Genomic DNA, 19,041 nt, shown 5'->3' with positions numbered 1-19,041 from the left:
TACATACTACGGAGGATAACTATGCCTAGATTATATGCATTTGCATTTAAATCACTGCAAATATTAACAGTATTATTTTTTGCAATGACTCTTATTTTCTCATTGCAATATTTAATAACTGAACCGAAGTACAACACCTTTTTACTTGTAGTTGCACTCATGATTGTTCTAATCGGTATCGTATTCATTTCCATTATCGTGAACCGGTTCTTTACTCAAACACAATTTCTCATATTTCTTTGTTTACTAGCATTCATACTGCGCCTTGCATGGGTGTTAACAATCCATACAAATGTCGTACAAGATTTCGCACAAATGTATAACGGAGCAGTTGATGCAGCAAATAACAATTTCTCATTCGCGGACAAAACATACTTCACTACTTGGGTATATCAATTAGGGTTTACTATGTATCAAGCTGGTGTTATAAAATTGTTTGGCGAAGGTGTATTGGCGATTAAATTACTAAACATACTGTATTGCACTGGCATTACGTACTTTATATATCGCATAGCTTCGCATCTATTTAACGAATTTAGCGGTAGAATTGCAGCACTTATTTTCGCAACATACATCCCTAACATTATGATGACTTCTGTTTTAACAAATCAGCACCTCGCGACATTTTTATTCTACGCTGGTTTTTATCTTCTCGTAAAAAAAGGAATCTCGCATTCGTATGCATGGATATTTGTTAGTATTCTTATTGCATTTGGCGATATTATGAGACCGATTGGTATTGTTATTTTACTAGCGCTCATTCTTTTCTTACTTATCACTCATGTAATTGGTGATCAAAAAATAAATAAAAAAATGGTCGTATCAAAGTTAATTGGTATGCTTGGCATTTATTATATCGTGCACTTTATCTTTAGCTATACATTAATTACTACAGGGGTTACACAATATCCATTATCTAGTCGCGACCCTTATTGGAAATTTGTAGTCGGATTCAATCCTGATACAACAGGTGGATTTTCTTTCCCTGACCATAAACTTGTTTTTCAATATCCAATTGGCGAGGAACGTTTCGAAATTGAAAAACAACTCATTACAGAAAGAATTGCCGATAAAGGACAGCTATTATTGTTATTCAAGAATAAATTTAAAGTTATGTGGGGAGATTATGACGCATCCATTTATTGGGGGCTAGAAGGATATGCAAAACCCGAATTATCAAGATTACTATGGACGTTAGAAAAATTATCTTACATAAGCATTTGCATATTTGCTTGCATAGCCTCCATCAAAACGATAAAAGAACAAAAAAATAAAACGTTACTATTCTTCTCCCTATTAATTTTAGGTTACGCGGGAGTCCATATATTTATTGAGATACAATCGCGTTATCGTTACTTTATTATACCTACGTTTATGATTATGCAAGGTTACGGCGTCTATCTCATTACGCAATATATGAAAAAAAGATTTCAACGTAAAGAAGTACACTAACAAAAAAACACTCTACTTTTTCTGTAGAGTGTTTTTTTCTATATGATGAATAAGTTTCTTTACTGCTTGTTCGCCTTGTAATTGAAGCTCATCTACTCTTCTTTGCAAAGATTGCTGTATTTCCTCATGCTGCGTCACTTGCTTTTTAGCAATTTTATATAAATCTTCGGCACTCCAGTCTCCATCAACACTTCCTATAACAGGTTGATTCACCTGTCTTAAAAATGAATCAATTTTTGGATCGTATGAAATCCCAACCATCGGTGTTTTCGCAACAGCAGAAAAAATAAGAGCATGAAGACGCATACCAATTAAAAGTGAGCACTCTGATAAAATGGATATTTTCTCATCAATATCCATTTTATATGGAAGCATATACGTCTCTTCTCCCATTAAATCCACTACCTCACGCGAAGCATTTTGATCAAACGGACCATGCATTGGGACAAATAAAATTTGGTACCCTTCTTGCTTTAACTTTTTTAAAGCAACCGCTAACTTTTTTATATAATCTTCTTTTGCATTCCAGTGACGTACACTAACTGCAATGATTTTCCCGTGCAGAGAATGTGTTTGTAACCACTCTGATTGTTTTTTTTGTTTCCATGTTAAAACTGGATCTGGAACCAGTTCAATATCCCTTTTCATGCCAATTTCCTTTAAGTATAAAAATGAATCCTCATCTCGAACTGATATATATGCAGCTTTCGACAAATGCCATTTAACTAATAATCGATTATGCCTTTTTGTAATCGGCCCTATCCCTTGTGAATAAATGTAATATGGTTTTTTTAACATACGAGCAAACCACATAATGCCCGTATAGTATAAAATACTTTTCACACTCGTTTTATCTTGGAGGAGGCTCCCTCCACCACTAATAAGCCCATCACTTTTTCTAATTGCATTATAAACCGATTTTATACTCCAACGATCTACCGCTTCAACTCCGTACATTTTCCTTGTATAGTCAGGGTCATTTGACAGCACAACGAGTTCAATATTCGGATTCTCTTTATGTAACGATTCAATAATCGATTGTAGAATAGCTTCGTCTCCAACGTTATAAAAACCATAATATCCTGATAAAACTAACCGCACTCTTAATCTCCTCCAACATTTGGTAACCAATTGTTTCATCCATCATAACTGGCACCAACTCCTTACCTAAAAAACGCGATACATAAACAAATATCCCCTCAATACGCCCGTCCGAATTCCAATTCTAAAATTTCATAGTTCTATATTTATTTTTTCAAAAATGGTATTTGTTTTGTTGATATCCAGTTTAATTTCAAAGCACATATCCCATACAAAATTGTTGCAACAACAAATGCTACACCACTATATAATAACGCAATAATTCTTGAAGATGTAACATTTATCATTGTAGATAGTTCATATAATCCTAATCCTAAAATACAAGATAATCCTATTACAGTGAAAAATCTCCCTATGTGTATAGAATAGGAAAGATATTTTCGAATGTATAGATGATTTACGATACAGATTAACACATATATAACCAATGTACTATACGCCGCTCCATCTATGCCAAACTTTCTTGTTAACTCTATGTTTAACAATACTTTCACAAAACTCGCTCCGACAACAATCCACGCGGCTTGTGCAGAACGATTAATCCCTTGTAAAACTCCTATCGATAATATCATAACCGATGTAAAATACGAACTACCAATCATAACAGCTAACATACCGCTTCCCTTTGCATCTGTGAACAATCCCACATTTAATGGAACTGTTAATGCCATTAACCATATCGTTAACGGGACTGTTAGCACATGCATGAGTAGATTTGTATTTTGAACTGTTGTTTTTGCCAAACTCATATTTTTCTTTGCTAACGCAGACGTTAATAACGGTATTAACGGAAATACAATTGCACTTGCGAAAACAACAATTAATTGTGTGAATGCAAAACCACGACTATATATACCAAATTGCGCTTGAATTTCTGCCGACGACCCTTGCAGCACATGCGGCACTGTAAGCGAATCTACTAAATTCAAAAGCGGCATGGATAAAGCTCCTATAGCAATCGGAATAGATACTTGTAATATTTTCTTTCCATCTTTTCTCAAATCTCTAAGCGAATATGAGTCTTCCTTATAGCGGTATGGACTCTTATTGTACGTCCTACGTAAATATATAAGGGAACTTATTACCCCTAGAAACGATCCAACCATTGCCCCACTAGTAATGACAGCACTACTTTCATTCCAATATACTAATACATAAGCGATGATTAACATAAAAAATACTCGTACAAATTGCTCAACGACTTGTGATATCCCCGTCGGTTTCATATCACCAAACCCTTGGAAATAACCACGATAAACTGCCATATATGGTGCTACGAGTAAAGCCAATGACGTAATCAGTAACGGTCCTCTCGTTTCTTCCCCACCAAGCATATTTGCAATTTCAGTAGAAAATAATACAATCACCAAACATCCGAATGCACCAAAAGCCATTCCTATAATTGATGCCGATTTAAATAATTTCGCAATTTCTTTATGCTTATTTTTTTCTTTCAACTCTGCAATTAATTTTGAAATTGCCAATGGTACACCAGCTACTGACAATGTAAGAGCAATCATATATACAGGAAACACGAGGCGAAAAATACCAAGCACTTCATCTCCTGCTATATTTTGTAATGGAATTTGAAAGAAACTTCCAAGCAATTTCGACAAAAAAGTTGTAATTGTTAAAATTGCTGCACCTTTTACAAAATTCTTATTCATGTTCCTTCTCTTTTCTTTTATACATATATTCTCAAACATATTATTACTAAATATAGAGACTGCTTTTATCTCATTAAATTATCATACCAAATTTCTTATATATTGAATACTTTCTTTTTTATAACAAAACGCAAGTATTCTTACTCAAAAAACGATTTTACTCAAACTCCCTACCACTTTCCATTTCTACTTTTTTCTAGTATAACTATGCTATAATGTATCTATTGTCAGTAAGAGGAGTGTTACAAAAATGCTGAATTCGGTCAAGAAGTTATTGGGAGATTCACAAAAAAGAAAGATTAAAAATTACGAACAAATTGTGAATGATATTAATCAATTAGAATCTGTAATGGAAACATTATCAGATGATGAGTTACGTCAAAAAACTGTTACTTTTCAAACTATGTTACAAAATGGAAAAACAGTTGACGATATAAAAATAGAAGCATTTGCTGTCGTTCGAGAGGCTGCAAGACGGGTACTCGGTCTTCGTCACTACGATGTACAGTTAATTGGCGGCCTTGTATTATTAGAAGGAAATATTGCCGAAATGCCTACTGGAGAAGGGAAAACACTCGTTTCCTCTTTACCTACTTACGTACGTGCTCTTGAGAAAAAAGGTGTCCATGTTATTACAGTAAATGATTATTTAGCCAAACGAGATAAGGAACTAATTGGTCAAGTTCATGAATTTCTTGGTCTAACGGTTGGATTAAACCTTGCTCAAATGCAATCTAGCGATAAGAAACACGCTTATGAAGCTGATATTACATATGGAATCGGTACTGAGTTTGGTTTTGATTATCTTCGTGATAATATGGCATCATCTCAAGCGCATCAAGTGCAGCGTCCATATCACTTTGCAATTATAGATGAAGTTGACAGCGTTTTAATTGATGAGGCAAAAACCCCTCTCATTATCGCTGGAAAAAAATCAAGCAGTTCCGATTTTCATTACTTATGCGCAAAGGTAATGAAAACATTTCAAGATACTCTGCACTACACTTTCGATGCAGAGACAAGAACATGTAACTTCACAGAAGATGGCATTACGAAGATTGAAGATTTATTTGATATTGATAACTTATATGATTTAGAGCATCAAACTTTATATCATTATATGATTCAAGCATTACGTGCATATGTCGCTTTCCAATTAGATGTGGATTATATTGTCTATGATGAAAAAATTATGCTCGTTGACATTTTTACAGGACGTGTTATGGATGGACGTTCTTTAAGCGACGGCTTACACCAAGCACTTGAAGCTAAAGAAGGCTTAAAAATTACAGATGAAAATCAAACGCAAGCATCTATTACAATTCAAAACTTCTTCCGCATGTATCCAGCATTATCCGGTATGACTGGTACAGCTAAAACAGAAGAAAAAGAATTTAACCGCGTATATAATATGGAAGTTATCTCTATTCCAACGAATCGTCCTATACTTCGCGAAGATAAAACAGATGTCGTATATTTAACAGCCGATGCGAAATATAAAGCTGTCTGTGCAGAAGTAATAAACATACATAAGGAAGAACGTCCTATTTTAATTGGTACGATGTCCATCCTCCAATCAGAGACTGTTGCTCGTTATTTAGATGCAGCAAATTTATCTTACCAACTATTGAATGCGAAAAGTGCTGAGCAAGAAGCTGATTTAATTGCATTAGCTGGGAAAAAAGGAAAAATTACAATCGCTACAAATATGGCAGGACGCGGAACGGATATTTTATTAGAAAAAGGCGTCCATGAGCTTGGCGGTTTACATGTAATTGGAACAGAAAGACATGAATCTCGCCGTGTTGATAATCAGTTAAAAGGACGAGCTGGCCGACAAGGTGACCCTGGAAGTTCTCAATTCTTCCTTTCATTAGAAGATGAAATGATGCAACGCTACGCTGGTGAAGAAGTAGAGAAGCTTGAAAAATCACTTAAAACCGATGAGAATGGCCTAATTCAAACTACTAAAATTTACGATTTAGTCAACCGTACGCAATTAATTTGTGAAGGTAGTCATTTTTCGATGCGTGAATATAACTTGAAATTAGATGATGTCATTAACGATCAACGAAATGTAGTTTACAAACTTCGTATTAACCTCTTAAACGAAGAAACCAATATGATAGAGATTGTCGTTCCAATGATTAAAAATACAGTAGCTACTATTGCTAATGAACATTTATTAGAAGGAATGCTTCCTGAAGAGTGGGATTTCACCAGACTAGTGGAAGCTTTACAAGAAGTTTTATCTATCGAAGAAATTCCGGCATTATCTGCTAATAACGTCCATTCCGCTGAAGACTTACAAGAACTATTAAAAGATACTCTTACAAGTTATATAAAGCGTATTAATGATTTAGAAAAAAATGCAGATGCACAACAAGTATTACGTCAAATCAGCTTACACTTCCTTGATTCTGGTTGGACAAATCATTTAAGTGCAATGCAACATTTAAAAGAAGGTATTGGCTTAAGACAATATCAACAAGAGGATCCAGCACGCCTTTATCAAAAAGAAGGTTTTGAAATCTTTTTACAAACATTTAGCCATTTTGAAAAAGAGGTTGCTTTATATTTAGCAAGATATATAACTGTTCCACAAAATATATAACGAGGTGAATTGCATGCTATCATTTTTAAAGAAGGCAAGAAAAAAAGGTAGAGACTCTGTAATTTCGAGTTCTCAATTATTAGGAACCGAAGACAATATCAACAATACAAAAAACATAAAACCTAACTTATACTTTCATCCTTCTTGGAATGAAGTTTCACAAGAACAGAAGTATATTTATCAATTTTTACATAAATCTTTACCTACCTTACAAGAAAATCAAATTTCGCTAGCTGGAATTGAAAGTAAAAAACATGAAAATGCTTATTATATTACTACATTTATTCGTAGTAGCGTAAAACATTCAATTCAATTTGAGACTCTTACTCTATCACTATTAAATAAAGATGGAGAAACATGTGCACGTCAAGAATTTGATTTGTCACTCTTAAGCGAGATTCCATCAAATGTAAATATGCCTTGGACTTTCGTATTTGAAGAAAATTCAATAACTGGAGCAACTCTATCTACAGAAGACTGGCAACTAGTATTTGACTTAAAAGGCAAACATTCATTAGATTTAGATCCTATATGGCAAGAAAAACTATCTGAAAGCGCAATAATGAAATTGCAAGAAATTATCACTAACCTTACTCCACCTGCAGAAGATGAAATTAATTTCCTAGGGCTAAACGCAGCTGTAGAAGAAAATGGAGATTTGAATGCAACGATTTTAATCCGTAATGGTTATAATCAAAATATAACTCTTGAACAACTTCCATTGCATATTTCAGATTGCTCTGGGGCTGTCGTTGCAAAAGGAGTATTTACATTAACAGATTTTCAAATCAAGGCCAATTCAACTAAACCTTGGACCTTTACATTCTCTGCTGATTCAGTATCAAAGGAAACAATCGATTTATCTAAATGGAAAGCATTTATCCCGCAATAACCATTCTTAATCAAAACACGTCGTATTCTTTTATGAATACGACGTGTTTTGATGTACAATATTATGCAATTCAACTACAGACGTTCAATATGATATGCTGCTTCTAGCTTACAAAAATCATCTATATTGTTTACTTTGTTATCTTTTAAAATTTTCAATTGATCTTCAGTCGGCTCTTCATTAATAAGCTCGTTAATTTTTTCATTCACTTTCACTGCTAACGCTTGATGGAAATCTGGATGTTCTTTCAACTTATCATCTACTTTATTAATCCAAGTTGATTTTGTATATAAATATTGTTTCCACTGTTCAACAAATTGTTGTATGTCAAACTTTTCTTCGTTCCATTCAATATCCTTCATATACTTCTCAAAAGAAGCAGCAATTGAACGTGTAATCCCGACTTTTACTCCGTGTGGTAACTGTTTGTACATCAAATATTCCCTCCAGCTTAAAGCGATTTCTTTTTAGCATAAAGAAATCTTAAAATTCTTACACTTATTATGATAGCATACTGCTAATCTAAGATGTTACTATACTGCTTAGTGTAGCAATTGTCAACAGACTTAAAACATCTAGATATAAGGATTTTCGTGCATAATAAACACATATACAAAAAATGAGAACCTCACAATCTACAACGCAATTCATGTGAAGGTTCTTATTTTTTATATTGCTTCAGCTTTCAAAAATCGTAATTTCCCTTTCTGCTCATCATTCGCCATCGTCACTATCGTCTTTTCAACATGCGGATGTACATGTTCAAGTGTCACACTCGCTCCTATTTTATCCGATTGCTCAACAAAGTTTAATAACGCCATAGCTCCTGATACATCCATATAACGTACATCTTTCATACGCAAAATAACTGGTGACTTCACATTTTGTAAAGAAGCAAAAATACGATCTACTGATAGAAATGAAAGTGGTCCCTGAATCGTATACGTCGCTTCTTTTTCTTTTATAATAGAAGCTTTACGTTCTTTACATTTCACCATGTATATAATGAAGGAAAGAATAATGCCAAACGCAACAGCAACCATTAAATCGAATTTCACTGTCACAAACATCGTCACGAACATAACAATCACATCGCCTCTCGGTGCTACATGTGCTTTCCTCATGCTTTCCCAATCAAGCATCCCGATACCAGTTAAAATTAAAATGCCTGATAATACAGCAAGCGGAATATATTGTACGACTGAACCGAGTCCCATAATGAAAATAAATAAGATGACACTATGCATACAAGCTGAAAGTGCCGTCTTCCCCCCGCTTCTTATATTGACGATAGATCTAACAGTTGCACCTGCTCCTGCTAATCCGCCGAACAAGCCACTCGCAATATTACCAATACCTTGTCCGATTAACTCTTTATTACTTTTATGACGTGTCCCCGTCACATTATCCATGACGACAGACGTTAATAATGAGTCAATTGATCCTAGTAAAGCAATACTAAGTGCTGGTAATACAAGTGCTAACATGCCATTTGCGTCTAAAGCCGGTACGTGAAGAGATGGCATCGCCTCTGGAATTGCACCAATCTTTTCAATCATCTTATTTAAAGAAAGAGTTCCTACAACTGGTAAGTTTACTGTAATTCCTTGTAGCATAGAAGAAAATAACGGCAACGTTACTGTAACACCTACTAACGCTACTAAACTTGATGGAATGGCCTTAATCCATTTTCCAGAAACAATCATTACAATGATCGTTAATAACACAAGTAGAAAGCTATTTTGTACGTGCTTCATTTCACCTAAAATAATAATCAGTGCAATTCCGTTCATAAATCCTGAAACAACGGGATATGGAATGTAACGAACGTAAGAGCCGAGCTTACATACACCAAATAAGATTTGAAATAACCCTGCCATCATAAATGCAATAAAACTCGCTTCTAATCCGTGAGTTGCAATAACGCCTGTTGCAATAACTGTAATCGGCCCAGTAGGACCTGTTACTTGCCCCGGTGTACCGCCAAATAACGCCGCAAACAAACCTGCAAAAATCGCACCATACAATCCGACCAATGCTCCCTCAGACGTTCCCGTTGCGGCAATACCAAATGCAATTGCTAGCGGCAAAGCAACAATCGCAACAGTAAACCCTGCTAAACATTCCTTTGCTATTTTTTGAAACATATAAATAACCACCTTCGTATAAAGTGAAACTTTAATCAGTGGGGGTTTTGTTCATCCCCCACTGATTATTAGCCCGCAAATAGCGGGATAAAGTCCACGTTCCATTGTACATCTAAAACAAATCATTCGTTAGCGTATTTATAAAAAACTCTTTACAGTCTCGTGAAGTAAACGCCTACATTGATAAATAGCCTTCCCAAATCAAACTAAAAAACAGCAATATGACGAATCTACCTTTGGAAACAAACTTGACTATGCTATAATGAACAAATTAAATCTTTTACTATATACTTGGAGGCACTATGCTAACTTTTGAAGAAAAATTATCAATTATTGAATCTTTCCCGGAATTAGAAAGAAAGAACGTATCATTAAAACGCGTAAACTTTCACTTTGAAGAAAGTCGTTTAGATAAAAAGAACGTTGTATATCATTTACACCCAAATGGAAACGGATTTGTATATGCAAACTTCATTAAAGGTTATAAAACAGATGATAAAGGTATGATTAACATCCGTGAGTTTTCAGAAGAAGAACTGCGTTCATTAATTGAAAAAGTAATTGAACGTCTATCACAGGAGCAAGAGGAAATTGTAGCACCAATGGAACCTGCTGCCGAAGAAGAATGGCGTAACGAAGATGGTCATATCCTTACTCTTATCTCAGAGGATGACATGTGGAACGTTTACGCTGGCGTAAACTTAGACGGTACATTCAACTCTTATCCAGAAGCTGCGGAATACCTTGATGAAGAAGGTTTTTCACGTAAATAATACGTTCCTTACTAATCATGAGGCCGTCCCAAATTTTTTTGGGGTGGCCTTTATTAATAGATAGGCTATCATTACCGTATTTTATAGTTAAGTCGACTTAATTTCATGCACTGTTGCAATTTTACCCAATAAGAGCATAACTCCATTTCAAAGTTAAGTTTTTTGGACTGTCCCCTCCATAAAATTATGGAATCAAAACTTCTTATTCTCACTATCCCCTATAAAAATTTGAATTTGACAACTATAAGACTCCGTATTAAAAAAATCATTAACTAACTCTACTTCAATAAAACTCTCCACTTCTATATTGTTTTCTTTTACATATTTAATTATAGTATTTCGGCGTTCTTCTTCATTTTCTTTACTATACGCTAATGTTATATATTTCCCGCCCGGTAATACTTTTATATTTGGCATCTCTTCCACATGTACATGATCTTGCACCTTATTAAAAACATACTTTGGCTCTACATCCCACTTTTCATTAACATTGTATAGAATGCCCATTTCCATTGACATCTTATCTTCATATTCTTGAATGATTTTCTCTAAATTAGAATAATACAGTAACTCTTGTAAACTCCCCACTTCTTTGCATGGCGCCACAATCACATTCCGCTGTTCAAGGAACTGAATACACACTTCATCACTTTTTAATATTTCCTGTGAACTCCCTACTTTCTCATTTAACCCATCAATCGTTTCAATTACCTCTTTCATTTTCTTTATATGTTCTTCCGCTTCCGCTCTCTTTACTTGTAAAAATTGCAGCAATTTATCCATATCACATTCCTTAAAAATCTCTTGAAGTTCTACTATACTGGTGTTCAACTCTCTACAGCTTTTTATAATATCAATGTGAATGAATTGATCTATAGAATAATATCTATATCCTGTTGATTCATCAATATGCTTTGGAATAAGAATCCCCATCTTATGATAGTACCTTAACGCCTTTATCGTTATATCCTTTATTTTTGCAACTTCTCCAATAGAAAATATTTTTTTCATTTGAATCTCTTCCCTCATATTTTTTCTCACACAACCATTGACTCTCCCCTTAGAGGAGACCTTACTATTTATAATAAGTCATTTACATTGATAAAGGGAGTATACAATTATGAACACAGTAAAATATAGAAGTCTTGTTAAGGAAGACTATGAGCCTATAAAACATTTAATTGGTGAGGCATTTGGATTTAATAAATTCATTACAGATAAAAAATTTTTAAATTCACTATTAAACTTCTACCTACACAGTTGCATTTTAGAAAGTTCCTTTAGTAAGGTAGCTGAAAAAGATAATAAAATTATCGGTGTCATTTTAGGCGATTCCGAAAAAGATAAAAACCGTTTAAAGAGCTTCCATAATACTGTTAGCTTTGCCTTTAACACGCTGAAACTATTCATGACTAATAAAGAGAATAGAGGGTTTTTAAAAGCATTTATAAAGGTTCAAAAAACATATAAAGAACTAATTCAAGGAAAAGAAGATCATTTTCAAGGATGCATACAATTATTCATCGTATCCGAAGAATCTAGAGGTCTTGGAGTTGGGAAATCTTTATTAAATCATTTATTCCAATATATGACAAAAGAAGATGTTACATCTTTATATTTATATACAGATAATGAATGCAACTATGGATTTTATGACAAACAAAACTTCCAACGTATACAAGAAAAAGCAGTTAATTTCGGACCAAAAGAAGAAGATTTCAACATATTTTTATACCGCTATGACTTTAACTAATAGTAATATTTACACTTCGATGCTCTTTGCTAATTAGCAAAGAGCTATATTAAGTATGATATCACTCGCGAGTGGTTGTCAAAAAATCATACTAGCTTAAATCCTCCAGCCAAACTCTTCTACTACTATTGTTTCAGTTCGATTAGTGCGAAAAAGAGGAAGATGTGTAACAACTTCAATGTAAAAAGGAGCGCACAATATGGAATGGATTCACGAATTATTTCAGCAATATGGGTATTATGTAGTACTTGTTGGATTACTTTTAGAATATATTGCTCTTCCGTTTCCAGGAGAGCCAACATTAGCCTATGCAGGATTCTTATCACATCAAGGTGATTTGAGTTTACCCATTTTAATTATTTTATCCTTTATTGGGACAAGTGTAGGTATGACATTCCAATACTTTTTAGGAAATAAACTTGGCATGCCTTTCATTCAGAAATACGGGAAATATGTATTTTTAACAGAACGGAAAATTAATTTAACGAAAATGTGGTTTGATAAATACGGATATTTTCTAATCTTTATCGCCTTTTTCATTCCAGGCGTTCGCCACTTCACAGGATACTTTGCAGGAATTATCAACTTACCGTTTCGCCGCTTTGCGATGACAATTTATTCAGGCGCCCTATTTTGGGTATCCTTCTTCTTAATCGGTGGTTACTGGTTAGGGGAAAACCTAGAAGATATATTCCTAGTACTTGAACAACACATTTGGAAAATTATCTTCGGTATTATTATCATTACGCTAATCACCCGATTTCGCCAAAAAATAAAGCATGTGTTTATAAAAAATATGAATTAAAACGAAAAGCATGTTATTAAAATCGTTCATCCATAAAGTACACAAATAATAAAAAAAGCGGAGACCCATAGTCTCCGCTTTTTCACATATATTTTGTTTCCGAACTAACTCTCACCATTAATTTTTTTTGCGTCTAAACAACCTCGCTCCCAAAATTAATGCAAACATACCTGCAATAAGAGAAGTAGATTCAGTTGATGTTCCCCCTGTTTGAGGAAGTAATTTTGATTGCTTATTATTTTCTTTACTAGATGGTACCTCAGATTTATTTTGTACATTTTGTTTGCTTTGTACTTCTACTTTATCTTGTACCTCTTGTTTGTTTGATACTTCCTGTTTCTCTTTTCCCTCTGGTTTCTCGAACACATTCGGCTCTTCTATTACCTTTGGCTCTTCCGGTTTTAATGACTCTTCGATTTCTTCTGTTGTTTCTTCTTTATTTTCTTCTTCGATCGGTTTTATCAAAATCTCCGGCTTGTCTTTTACCTCTGGCTTCTCGAACACATTCGGTTCTTCTGTTACCTTTGGCTCTTCCGGTTTTAATGATTCTTCGATTTCTTCTGTTGTTTCTTCTTTATTTTCTTCTTCGATCGGTTTTACCAAAATCTCCGGCTTCTCTTTTACCTCTGGTTTCTCTAACACATTCGGTTCTTCTGTTACCTTTGGCTCTTCCGGTTTTAATGATTCTTCGATTTCTTCTGTTGTTTCTTCTTTATTTTCTTCTTCGATCGGTTTTACCAAAATCTCCGGCTTCTCTTTTACCTCTGGTTTCTCTAGAACATTCGGTTCTTCTGTTACCTTTGGCTCTTCCGGTTTTAATGATTCTTCGATTTCTTCTGTTGTTTCTTCTTTATTTTCTTCTTCGATCGGTTTTACCAAAATCTCCGGCTTCTCTTTTACCTCTGGTTTCTCTAGAACATTCGGTTCTTCTGTTACCTTTGGCTCTTCCGGTTTTAATGATTCTTCGATTTCTTCTGTTGTCTCTTCTTTATTTTCTTCTTCGATCGGTTTTACCAAAATCTCCGGCTTGTCTTTTACCTCTGGCTTCTCGAACACATTCGGTTCTTCTGTTACCTTTGGCTCTTCCGGTTTTAATGATTCTTCGATTTCTTCTGTTGTTTCTTCTTTATTTTGCTCTTCTTCTGGTGTTACTAAGATCTCCGGTTTGTCTGTTACCTCTGGCTTCTCTAACACATTTGATTCCTCTGTCACCTTTGGTATTTCCGGTTTTACTGGCTCTTCTATTTCTATTGTTGTTTCTTCTTTATTTTGCTCTTCTTCTGGTGTTACTAAGATTTCCGGTTTGTCTGTTACCTCTGGCTTCTCTAACACATTTGGTTCCTCTGTCACCTTCGGCTCTTCCGGTTTTTCTTCTGTTAACTCTTCTGTTGTTTCTTCTTTATTTTGCTCTTCTTCTGGTGTTACTAAGATTTCCGGTTTGTCTGTTACCTCTGGTTTCTCTAACACATTTGGTTCTTCTGTTACCTTCGGTGTTTCCGGTTTTTCTTCTGTTAACTCTTCTGTTGTTTCTTCTTTATTTTGCTCTTCCTCTGGTGTTACTAAGATTTCCGGTTTGTCTGTTACCTCTGGTTTCTCTAACACATTCGGTTCTTCTGTTACCTTCGGCTCTTCCGGTTTTTCTTCTGTTAACTCTTCTGTTGTTTCTTCTTCCACTTGTTCTTCTTCTGGTTTTACCCAGATTTCCGGTTTGTCCGTTACCTCTGGCTTCTCTAGCTTATTCGGCTCTTCTGTCACCTTTGGCTCTTCCGGTTTTTCTTCTTTTAACTCTTCTGTTGTTTCTTCTTCCACTTGTTCTTCTTCTGGTTTTACCCAGATTTCCGGCTTGTCTGTTACCTCTGGCTTCTCTAGAACATTCGGCTCCTCTGTCACCTTTGGCTCTTCCGGTTTAGTTGTGGCTTCCAGTTCTTCTAGTGTTTCTTCTTTACCTTGCTCTTCTACTTCTGTTGCTTCCTGGATCTTTATATTTGTAATATCATATCCGTTAACTTTCGATTGATATCCTGATACTGGATGCTCTTTTACTGTATACGTATAGGCATTACCGTCATTATCATATGCAGGTATATTTGCAAATGTATAATTCCAATTGTTTGCTGCTGTTACGTCTTGTGTCTGGATTACGTCACCATTTTTCAGTAAGTCTACTTGAATCGTGCTCGGACGATCTGTTGCATTGTTATCATTCCAGGTCTTCGTTCCTGAAATGGATGTCGTTTTCACCTTATTCGGAACCATCAACTTTACACCTTTTTGAGCAGTTGCATCAACTGTAAAGTCGAATTTTTTTTGAGGATCAAAATCCACATATTCTGGAGCTTTAATCTCTGTTACATAGTAATTTCCTGGGTCTAAATTAGAAATTTCAACAATACCTTCTGCACCCGTTGTATACGTATCGCCAATTTGTTCACCCGATTTCTTATACAACTTAAACGTAACATCTGGGATGAATTTTGTATTATCTCCTTCAATGTGCTTCACAATTCTTAGCGTACCTTTAGGTGGTAAATCACCTTGTGCACCGCCACCTGCGTTTATATTTTTAACCCATGCATTCTTTGAAACAGTTACTGGCGGCTGATTTAAAATCTGGTAATCAATTGTATAATCATTATAAAACTCATCTTGATTCATTCCGCTATCAGTTATAATCGAGCTATATCGAATACTGATACCCTTACCACTTACCTGATCCTTATAACCTCTAAGGGAAAAAGAGTTACCGTTAAGCGTAATCGTACCATAACCTTGATCGATAAATTGTTGCGGAGTTACACCCGTATTTCCGACTATTATAATAAACCCTTCCTGCTTCAGCGTTTGACCTGATTGTAAAGTATCAGTCAAAACAATATCAGCACCTAACTGTTCCTTGTTACTACTAGTGTTTACATTCAACTCCCATTTCACCTCATTGGGAGCGTCTGGGTAAATTTCACCTGTTTTGTAGATAAATGATGATGGACCCGTCGATTCTGTGGGCCCTTTAATTGTTACCCTTTGAGTTGCTAAACTTGTGCCTAAATTTGTATCAACTGGTATCGTTTGATTCATTCCTACATTACTAGTTGCTTTAAATTCAAAATACAAATAACCTCTAATATTTTGAAGTTTCTCAACCATATCATTAAATGTACATACCACATTCGTTGATGTTACTTGACAAGTACCAAAGCTAACACCTGTATCATTCTGTAAATCAATCGTTTTACTATATCCTGCTAATTCTGCCGGTAGCGTTAATGTTACTGTGTCTCCAGCCTTCATTTGATTTCCAGATTTATCACTAAAATCTACTCTTATTCCCGATCGTTCTCCATAATTTAATTCCGTTTTGTTGAATGTAAAACGATCAACAAATCCTGTTGTGTTTAATTCTTGAGCATGCCCTATGATAGGAATAAAAACTTGTCCAATAATAACAGTAAAAATAAAACAGATTACAGATATTCTTTTTAAATATGTACTCATAAAGCCTCCAATTCTAATTCTCACATTTTTCTGTTGTGGAATCTTTCCCACCTTAAAAAAGGTTACAACTAAAGAATATTTGCAGCATCAAACTATCTTTAATCATGCAAAACAAAGCAGTAAACAACACAATTCATTAACCATATTGTTCTCTTGTTTTGGCAGCCAACAATAAATATTAGTACTAATAAAAATACATTACAAGACTGTTCATTTATATATTAATTTGTTACTATATTCATGCTACCAAAATATACCTAATGACCGATTTAGTCATTAGGTCATCTGATGACTGAGTATTTTTCTCTTTCGAATATTATCCAGTACCATTCTCTCCTAATAACTTTATTCCACTCGCACTGAAGCACGAACATATTCCGTAATTACACACCTATATTTACTATTTTAATATTTCTCATCCACTTCAAAACCCTACCTATTTAAAACAGGTAATATGATTTTAAAATCAAATCATTAAACAAAAATATATTCTACTATAATAATAGGGAATAATTATAAATAGAAGGTACATACAAATTTTTTATCCTGTGATCTCCCATCTTTAATAATTTCACAATAATAAGGCTACCTTTCTTTATTAAGAAAGATAGCCTTATTTGTATAGATGACTGATCTAGCGCCTAGTTTTTCGCGCCTTTCAACGACTCTCTCAGCACAAATTTTTGTAATTTCCCACTCGCATTACGCGGAAGTTCATCCACAAATAAATAATGACGTGGACGTTTATAGTCTGCTAATTCATCACTTTCTTTACAATATGTTTCTAAATCAGCTTCTGTAATCGTTTCATCTTTCTTTACAACGACCGCAACGACACGCTCTCCCCATAGTTCATCTGGCTCACCAAGTACTGCAACATCTAATACACCAGGGTGACTATGAAGGAAATCTTCAATTTCACGAGGATAAATATTTACACCACCGCTAATTACCATATCATCAACGCGATCTGCAACGAATAAATAGCCGTCTTTATCGAAGTATCCTAAATCACCAGAATGATACCATCCTTTATACATCGATTTTGCATTTGCTTCTTCTCGATTATGATATCCAGCCATCATAGTCGGGCCGCGCAAAATAATTTCCCCTACTTCATAAGGAGGCAACATATCATCTGGCTCTGCTGGTGCATCTTCGTTCGGTTTGACGATTCGAATTTCATGGCTAAAGCACGGTGTTCCTGCTGAACCAGCTTTCGTAATTTGATCCTCTTCTACGAGAAACGCAACAACCGGTCCCATTTCTGTCATTCCGTAAATTTGGACAAGATCAATATAAAGACGCTCTTTACATTCCTTCACTAGCGCTGGAGCCATCGCAGCCCCGCCATATACACCGATCTTCATCGAAGTTAAATCATACTCGGCTAGATCTTTTTGCAGTAACATATTCCACATCGTTGGTGCTGCAAAAAACGTCGTAATCTTCTCTTCTTGAATGGTATGTAATACTCTATCCGTATCAAAATGATGTAAAATAACATTCTTTCCGCCAACTTGAATGCGCGGTATGATTCCAGCATTTAACTCGCCGCAGTGATATAAAGGCGCTACCACAAGTCCGGCACTATCCCTGTTATATTTTATGAAATACGTACAAATCATACTATGCTCAGCCATATCACGATGGCGATGTAGTACGCCTTTCGGATGACCCGTCGTACCACTCGTATAAAGCATAGAGCAATAATCCATTTCATCGACTACAATATCTACTTTTTCAGCTGATGCTTCATTTACTTTTTCATGGTAGGAACTAGCATAAGAAGGTGCATCGTCTTCTACATACCAAAAAGACGAATTTGGAAAATCTCTTTCAATCATAGTAACTGTTGATTCGACTGCTTTTTCAAAGACAACTACTTTCGAGGCTGCATCTTGGAGGATATAAGATAGTTCTTTTGCTTTTAAGCGGAAATTAATCGGGTTAAATATCGCCCCAATTTTGGCACAGGCTAAGTAAACGTTTACAAATTCACGACAGTTATATAAGTAAACAGATACACAATCTCCCTTTCTTACTCCTTCTTTCAATAGAGCTTGCGCCGTTTTATTTATTTGCTCATCCCACTGTTTATATGTCCAGCGAATATTTTTTTCCGGTTCTACTAACGCCTCTTTATTCGGATATTTGCCAACTGCCAAATCAAAAACTCTCCCTATCGTCATGTACATGCCAACAATTTCCCCCTTTTCTCTTTCATAAATCTATCATTTCGTCTATAAGTAGACATTGTCCTCTAATAATTTGACTAATTTTTCTGATTATTATCGACATAGTTTTACAAATGGACCGTTTGATGGTAAATGAAATTATATCGG

General features: G+C 35.0%; 13 protein-coding genes. 6 read left to right on the top strand and 7 right to left on the bottom strand.

Features of this window, described 5'->3' with window-relative positions:
• The first annotated feature begins 21 nt into the window (after positions 1–21).
• Complete coding sequence (locus MHB76_RS04410; RefSeq protein ID WP_199709779.1) at positions 22–1,452, top strand: glycosyltransferase family 39 protein; 1,431 nt, start codon at positions 22–24, stop codon at positions 1,450–1,452.
• Between the two features lie 12 nt (positions 1,453–1,464).
• On the opposite strand, the gene csaB is transcribed toward MHB76_RS04410, so the two are convergent.
• Positions 1,465–2,553 carry a polysaccharide pyruvyl transferase CsaB gene (gene csaB / locus MHB76_RS04405; protein WP_016103853.1) on the bottom strand — a complete coding sequence of 363 codons (1,089 nt, stop codon included), beginning with the start codon at positions 2,551–2,553 and terminating at the stop codon, positions 1,465–1,467.
• Between the two features lie 146 nt (positions 2,554–2,699).
• A complete protein-coding gene (locus MHB76_RS04400; protein ID WP_340985769.1) occupies positions 2,700–4,220 on the bottom strand; it encodes a putative polysaccharide biosynthesis protein in 1,521 nt (506 codons plus the stop codon).
• Between the two features lie 250 nt (positions 4,221–4,470).
• Here MHB76_RS04400 and secA2 point away from each other — a divergent pair, with 250 nt between their 5' ends.
• Positions 4,471–6,834 (top strand): accessory Sec system translocase SecA2, encoded by a 2,364-nt coding sequence (secA2, locus tag MHB76_RS04395; protein WP_340985767.1) that lies wholly within the window; start codon positions 4,471–4,473, stop codon positions 6,832–6,834.
• A gap of 13 nt (positions 6,835–6,847) precedes the next feature.
• Positions 6,848–7,726: an accessory Sec system S-layer assembly protein gene (locus MHB76_RS04390; RefSeq protein ID WP_340985766.1), complete on the top strand. Its 879-nt coding sequence runs from the start codon at positions 6,848–6,850 to the stop codon at positions 7,724–7,726.
• A 74-nt stretch (positions 7,727–7,800) separates the two neighbouring features.
• Here MHB76_RS04390 and MHB76_RS04385 read toward each other — a convergent pair whose 3' ends face one another.
• Positions 7,801–8,160, bottom strand: a complete 360-nt coding sequence (locus MHB76_RS04385) for a hypothetical protein (protein WP_016103849.1) — start codon at positions 8,158–8,160, stop codon at positions 7,801–7,803.
• A gap of 234 nt (positions 8,161–8,394) precedes the next feature.
• Entirely contained in the window at positions 8,395–9,873 is a 1,479-nt protein-coding gene (locus MHB76_RS04380) for a SulP family inorganic anion transporter (protein WP_078173997.1), read from the bottom strand.
• 302 nt (positions 9,874–10,175) lie between these two features.
• Between MHB76_RS04380 and MHB76_RS04375 the strand changes: the two genes are divergently transcribed.
• Entirely contained in the window at positions 10,176–10,646 is a 471-nt protein-coding gene (locus tag MHB76_RS04375; RefSeq protein ID WP_016103847.1) for a hypothetical protein, read from the top strand.
• Between the two features lie 192 nt (positions 10,647–10,838).
• Here the strand turns inward: MHB76_RS04375 and MHB76_RS04370 are convergent, their stop codons facing one another.
• Positions 10,839–11,687 carry a MerR family transcriptional regulator gene (locus MHB76_RS04370; RefSeq protein WP_340985762.1) on the bottom strand — a complete coding sequence of 283 codons (849 nt, stop codon included), beginning with the start codon at positions 11,685–11,687 and terminating at the stop codon, positions 10,839–10,841.
• A 79-nt stretch (positions 11,688–11,766) separates the two neighbouring features.
• Between MHB76_RS04370 and MHB76_RS04365 the strand changes: the two genes are divergently transcribed.
• Both MHB76_RS04365 and MHB76_RS04360 read left to right on the top strand, forming a co-directional pair.
• Positions 11,767–12,399, top strand: coding sequence for a GNAT family N-acetyltransferase (locus tag MHB76_RS04365; protein WP_340985759.1), 633 nt, complete (start codon positions 11,767–11,769; stop codon positions 12,397–12,399).
• A 199-nt stretch (positions 12,400–12,598) separates the two neighbouring features.
• The gene (locus MHB76_RS04360; protein WP_078174000.1) at positions 12,599–13,204 is read left to right on the top strand and encodes a DedA family protein; all 606 of its coding nucleotides are present in this window, start codon (positions 12,599–12,601) and stop codon (positions 13,202–13,204) included.
• A gap of 117 nt (positions 13,205–13,321) precedes the next feature.
• Here the strand turns inward: MHB76_RS04360 and MHB76_RS04355 are convergent, their stop codons facing one another.
• Both MHB76_RS04355 and MHB76_RS04350 read right to left on the bottom strand, forming a co-directional pair.
• A complete protein-coding gene (locus MHB76_RS04355) occupies positions 13,322–16,696 on the bottom strand; it encodes a Cna B-type domain-containing protein (protein ID WP_340985757.1) in 3,375 nt (1,124 codons plus the stop codon).
• 641 nt (positions 16,697–17,337) lie between these two features.
• Positions 17,338–18,894, bottom strand: coding sequence for a fatty acid--CoA ligase (locus tag MHB76_RS04350; protein ID WP_078174002.1), 1,557 nt, complete (start codon positions 18,892–18,894; stop codon positions 17,338–17,340).
• Positions 18,895–19,041: the final 147 nt, after the last annotated feature.

Origin of the sequence: Bacillus sp. FSL M7-1345 (assembly GCF_038006985.1) — a bacterium.
Classification (GTDB): Bacteria; Bacillota; Bacilli; order Bacillales; family Bacillaceae_G; genus Bacillus_A; species Bacillus_A cereus_U.
This window is presented reverse-complemented; position numbering and strand designations above follow the sequence as displayed.

What these genes read in the sequence shown, in the direction of transcription:
- MHB76_RS04410 (WP_199709779.1), top strand. Translation starts at nt 22, where the DNA reads ATGCCTAGATTATATGCATTTGCATTTAAATCACTGCAAATATTAACA.
- MHB76_RS04400 (WP_340985769.1), bottom strand. Translation starts at nt 4,220, where the DNA reads ATGAATAAGAATTTTGTAAAAGGTGCAGCAATTTTAACAATTACAACT.
- secA2 (WP_340985767.1), top strand. Translation starts at nt 4,471, where the DNA reads ATGCTGAATTCGGTCAAGAAGTTATTGGGAGATTCACAAAAAAGAAAG.
- MHB76_RS04390 (WP_340985766.1), top strand. Translation starts at nt 6,848, where the DNA reads ATGCTATCATTTTTAAAGAAGGCAAGAAAAAAAGGTAGAGACTCTGTA.
- MHB76_RS04385 (WP_016103849.1), bottom strand. Translation starts at nt 8,160, where the DNA reads ATGTACAAACAGTTACCACACGGAGTAAAAGTCGGGATTACACGTTCA.
- MHB76_RS04380 (WP_078173997.1), bottom strand. Translation starts at nt 9,873, where the DNA reads ATGTTTCAAAAAATAGCAAAGGAATGTTTAGCAGGGTTTACTGTTGCG.
- MHB76_RS04375 (WP_016103847.1), top strand. Translation starts at nt 10,176, where the DNA reads ATGCTAACTTTTGAAGAAAAATTATCAATTATTGAATCTTTCCCGGAA.
- MHB76_RS04365 (WP_340985759.1), top strand. Translation starts at nt 11,767, where the DNA reads ATGAACACAGTAAAATATAGAAGTCTTGTTAAGGAAGACTATGAGCCT.
- MHB76_RS04360 (WP_078174000.1), top strand. Translation starts at nt 12,599, where the DNA reads ATGGAATGGATTCACGAATTATTTCAGCAATATGGGTATTATGTAGTA.
- MHB76_RS04355 (WP_340985757.1), bottom strand. Translation starts at nt 16,696, where the DNA reads ATGAGTACATATTTAAAAAGAATATCTGTAATCTGTTTTATTTTTACT.
- MHB76_RS04350 (WP_078174002.1), bottom strand. Translation starts at nt 18,894, where the DNA reads ATGTACATGACGATAGGGAGAGTTTTTGATTTGGCAGTTGGCAAATAT.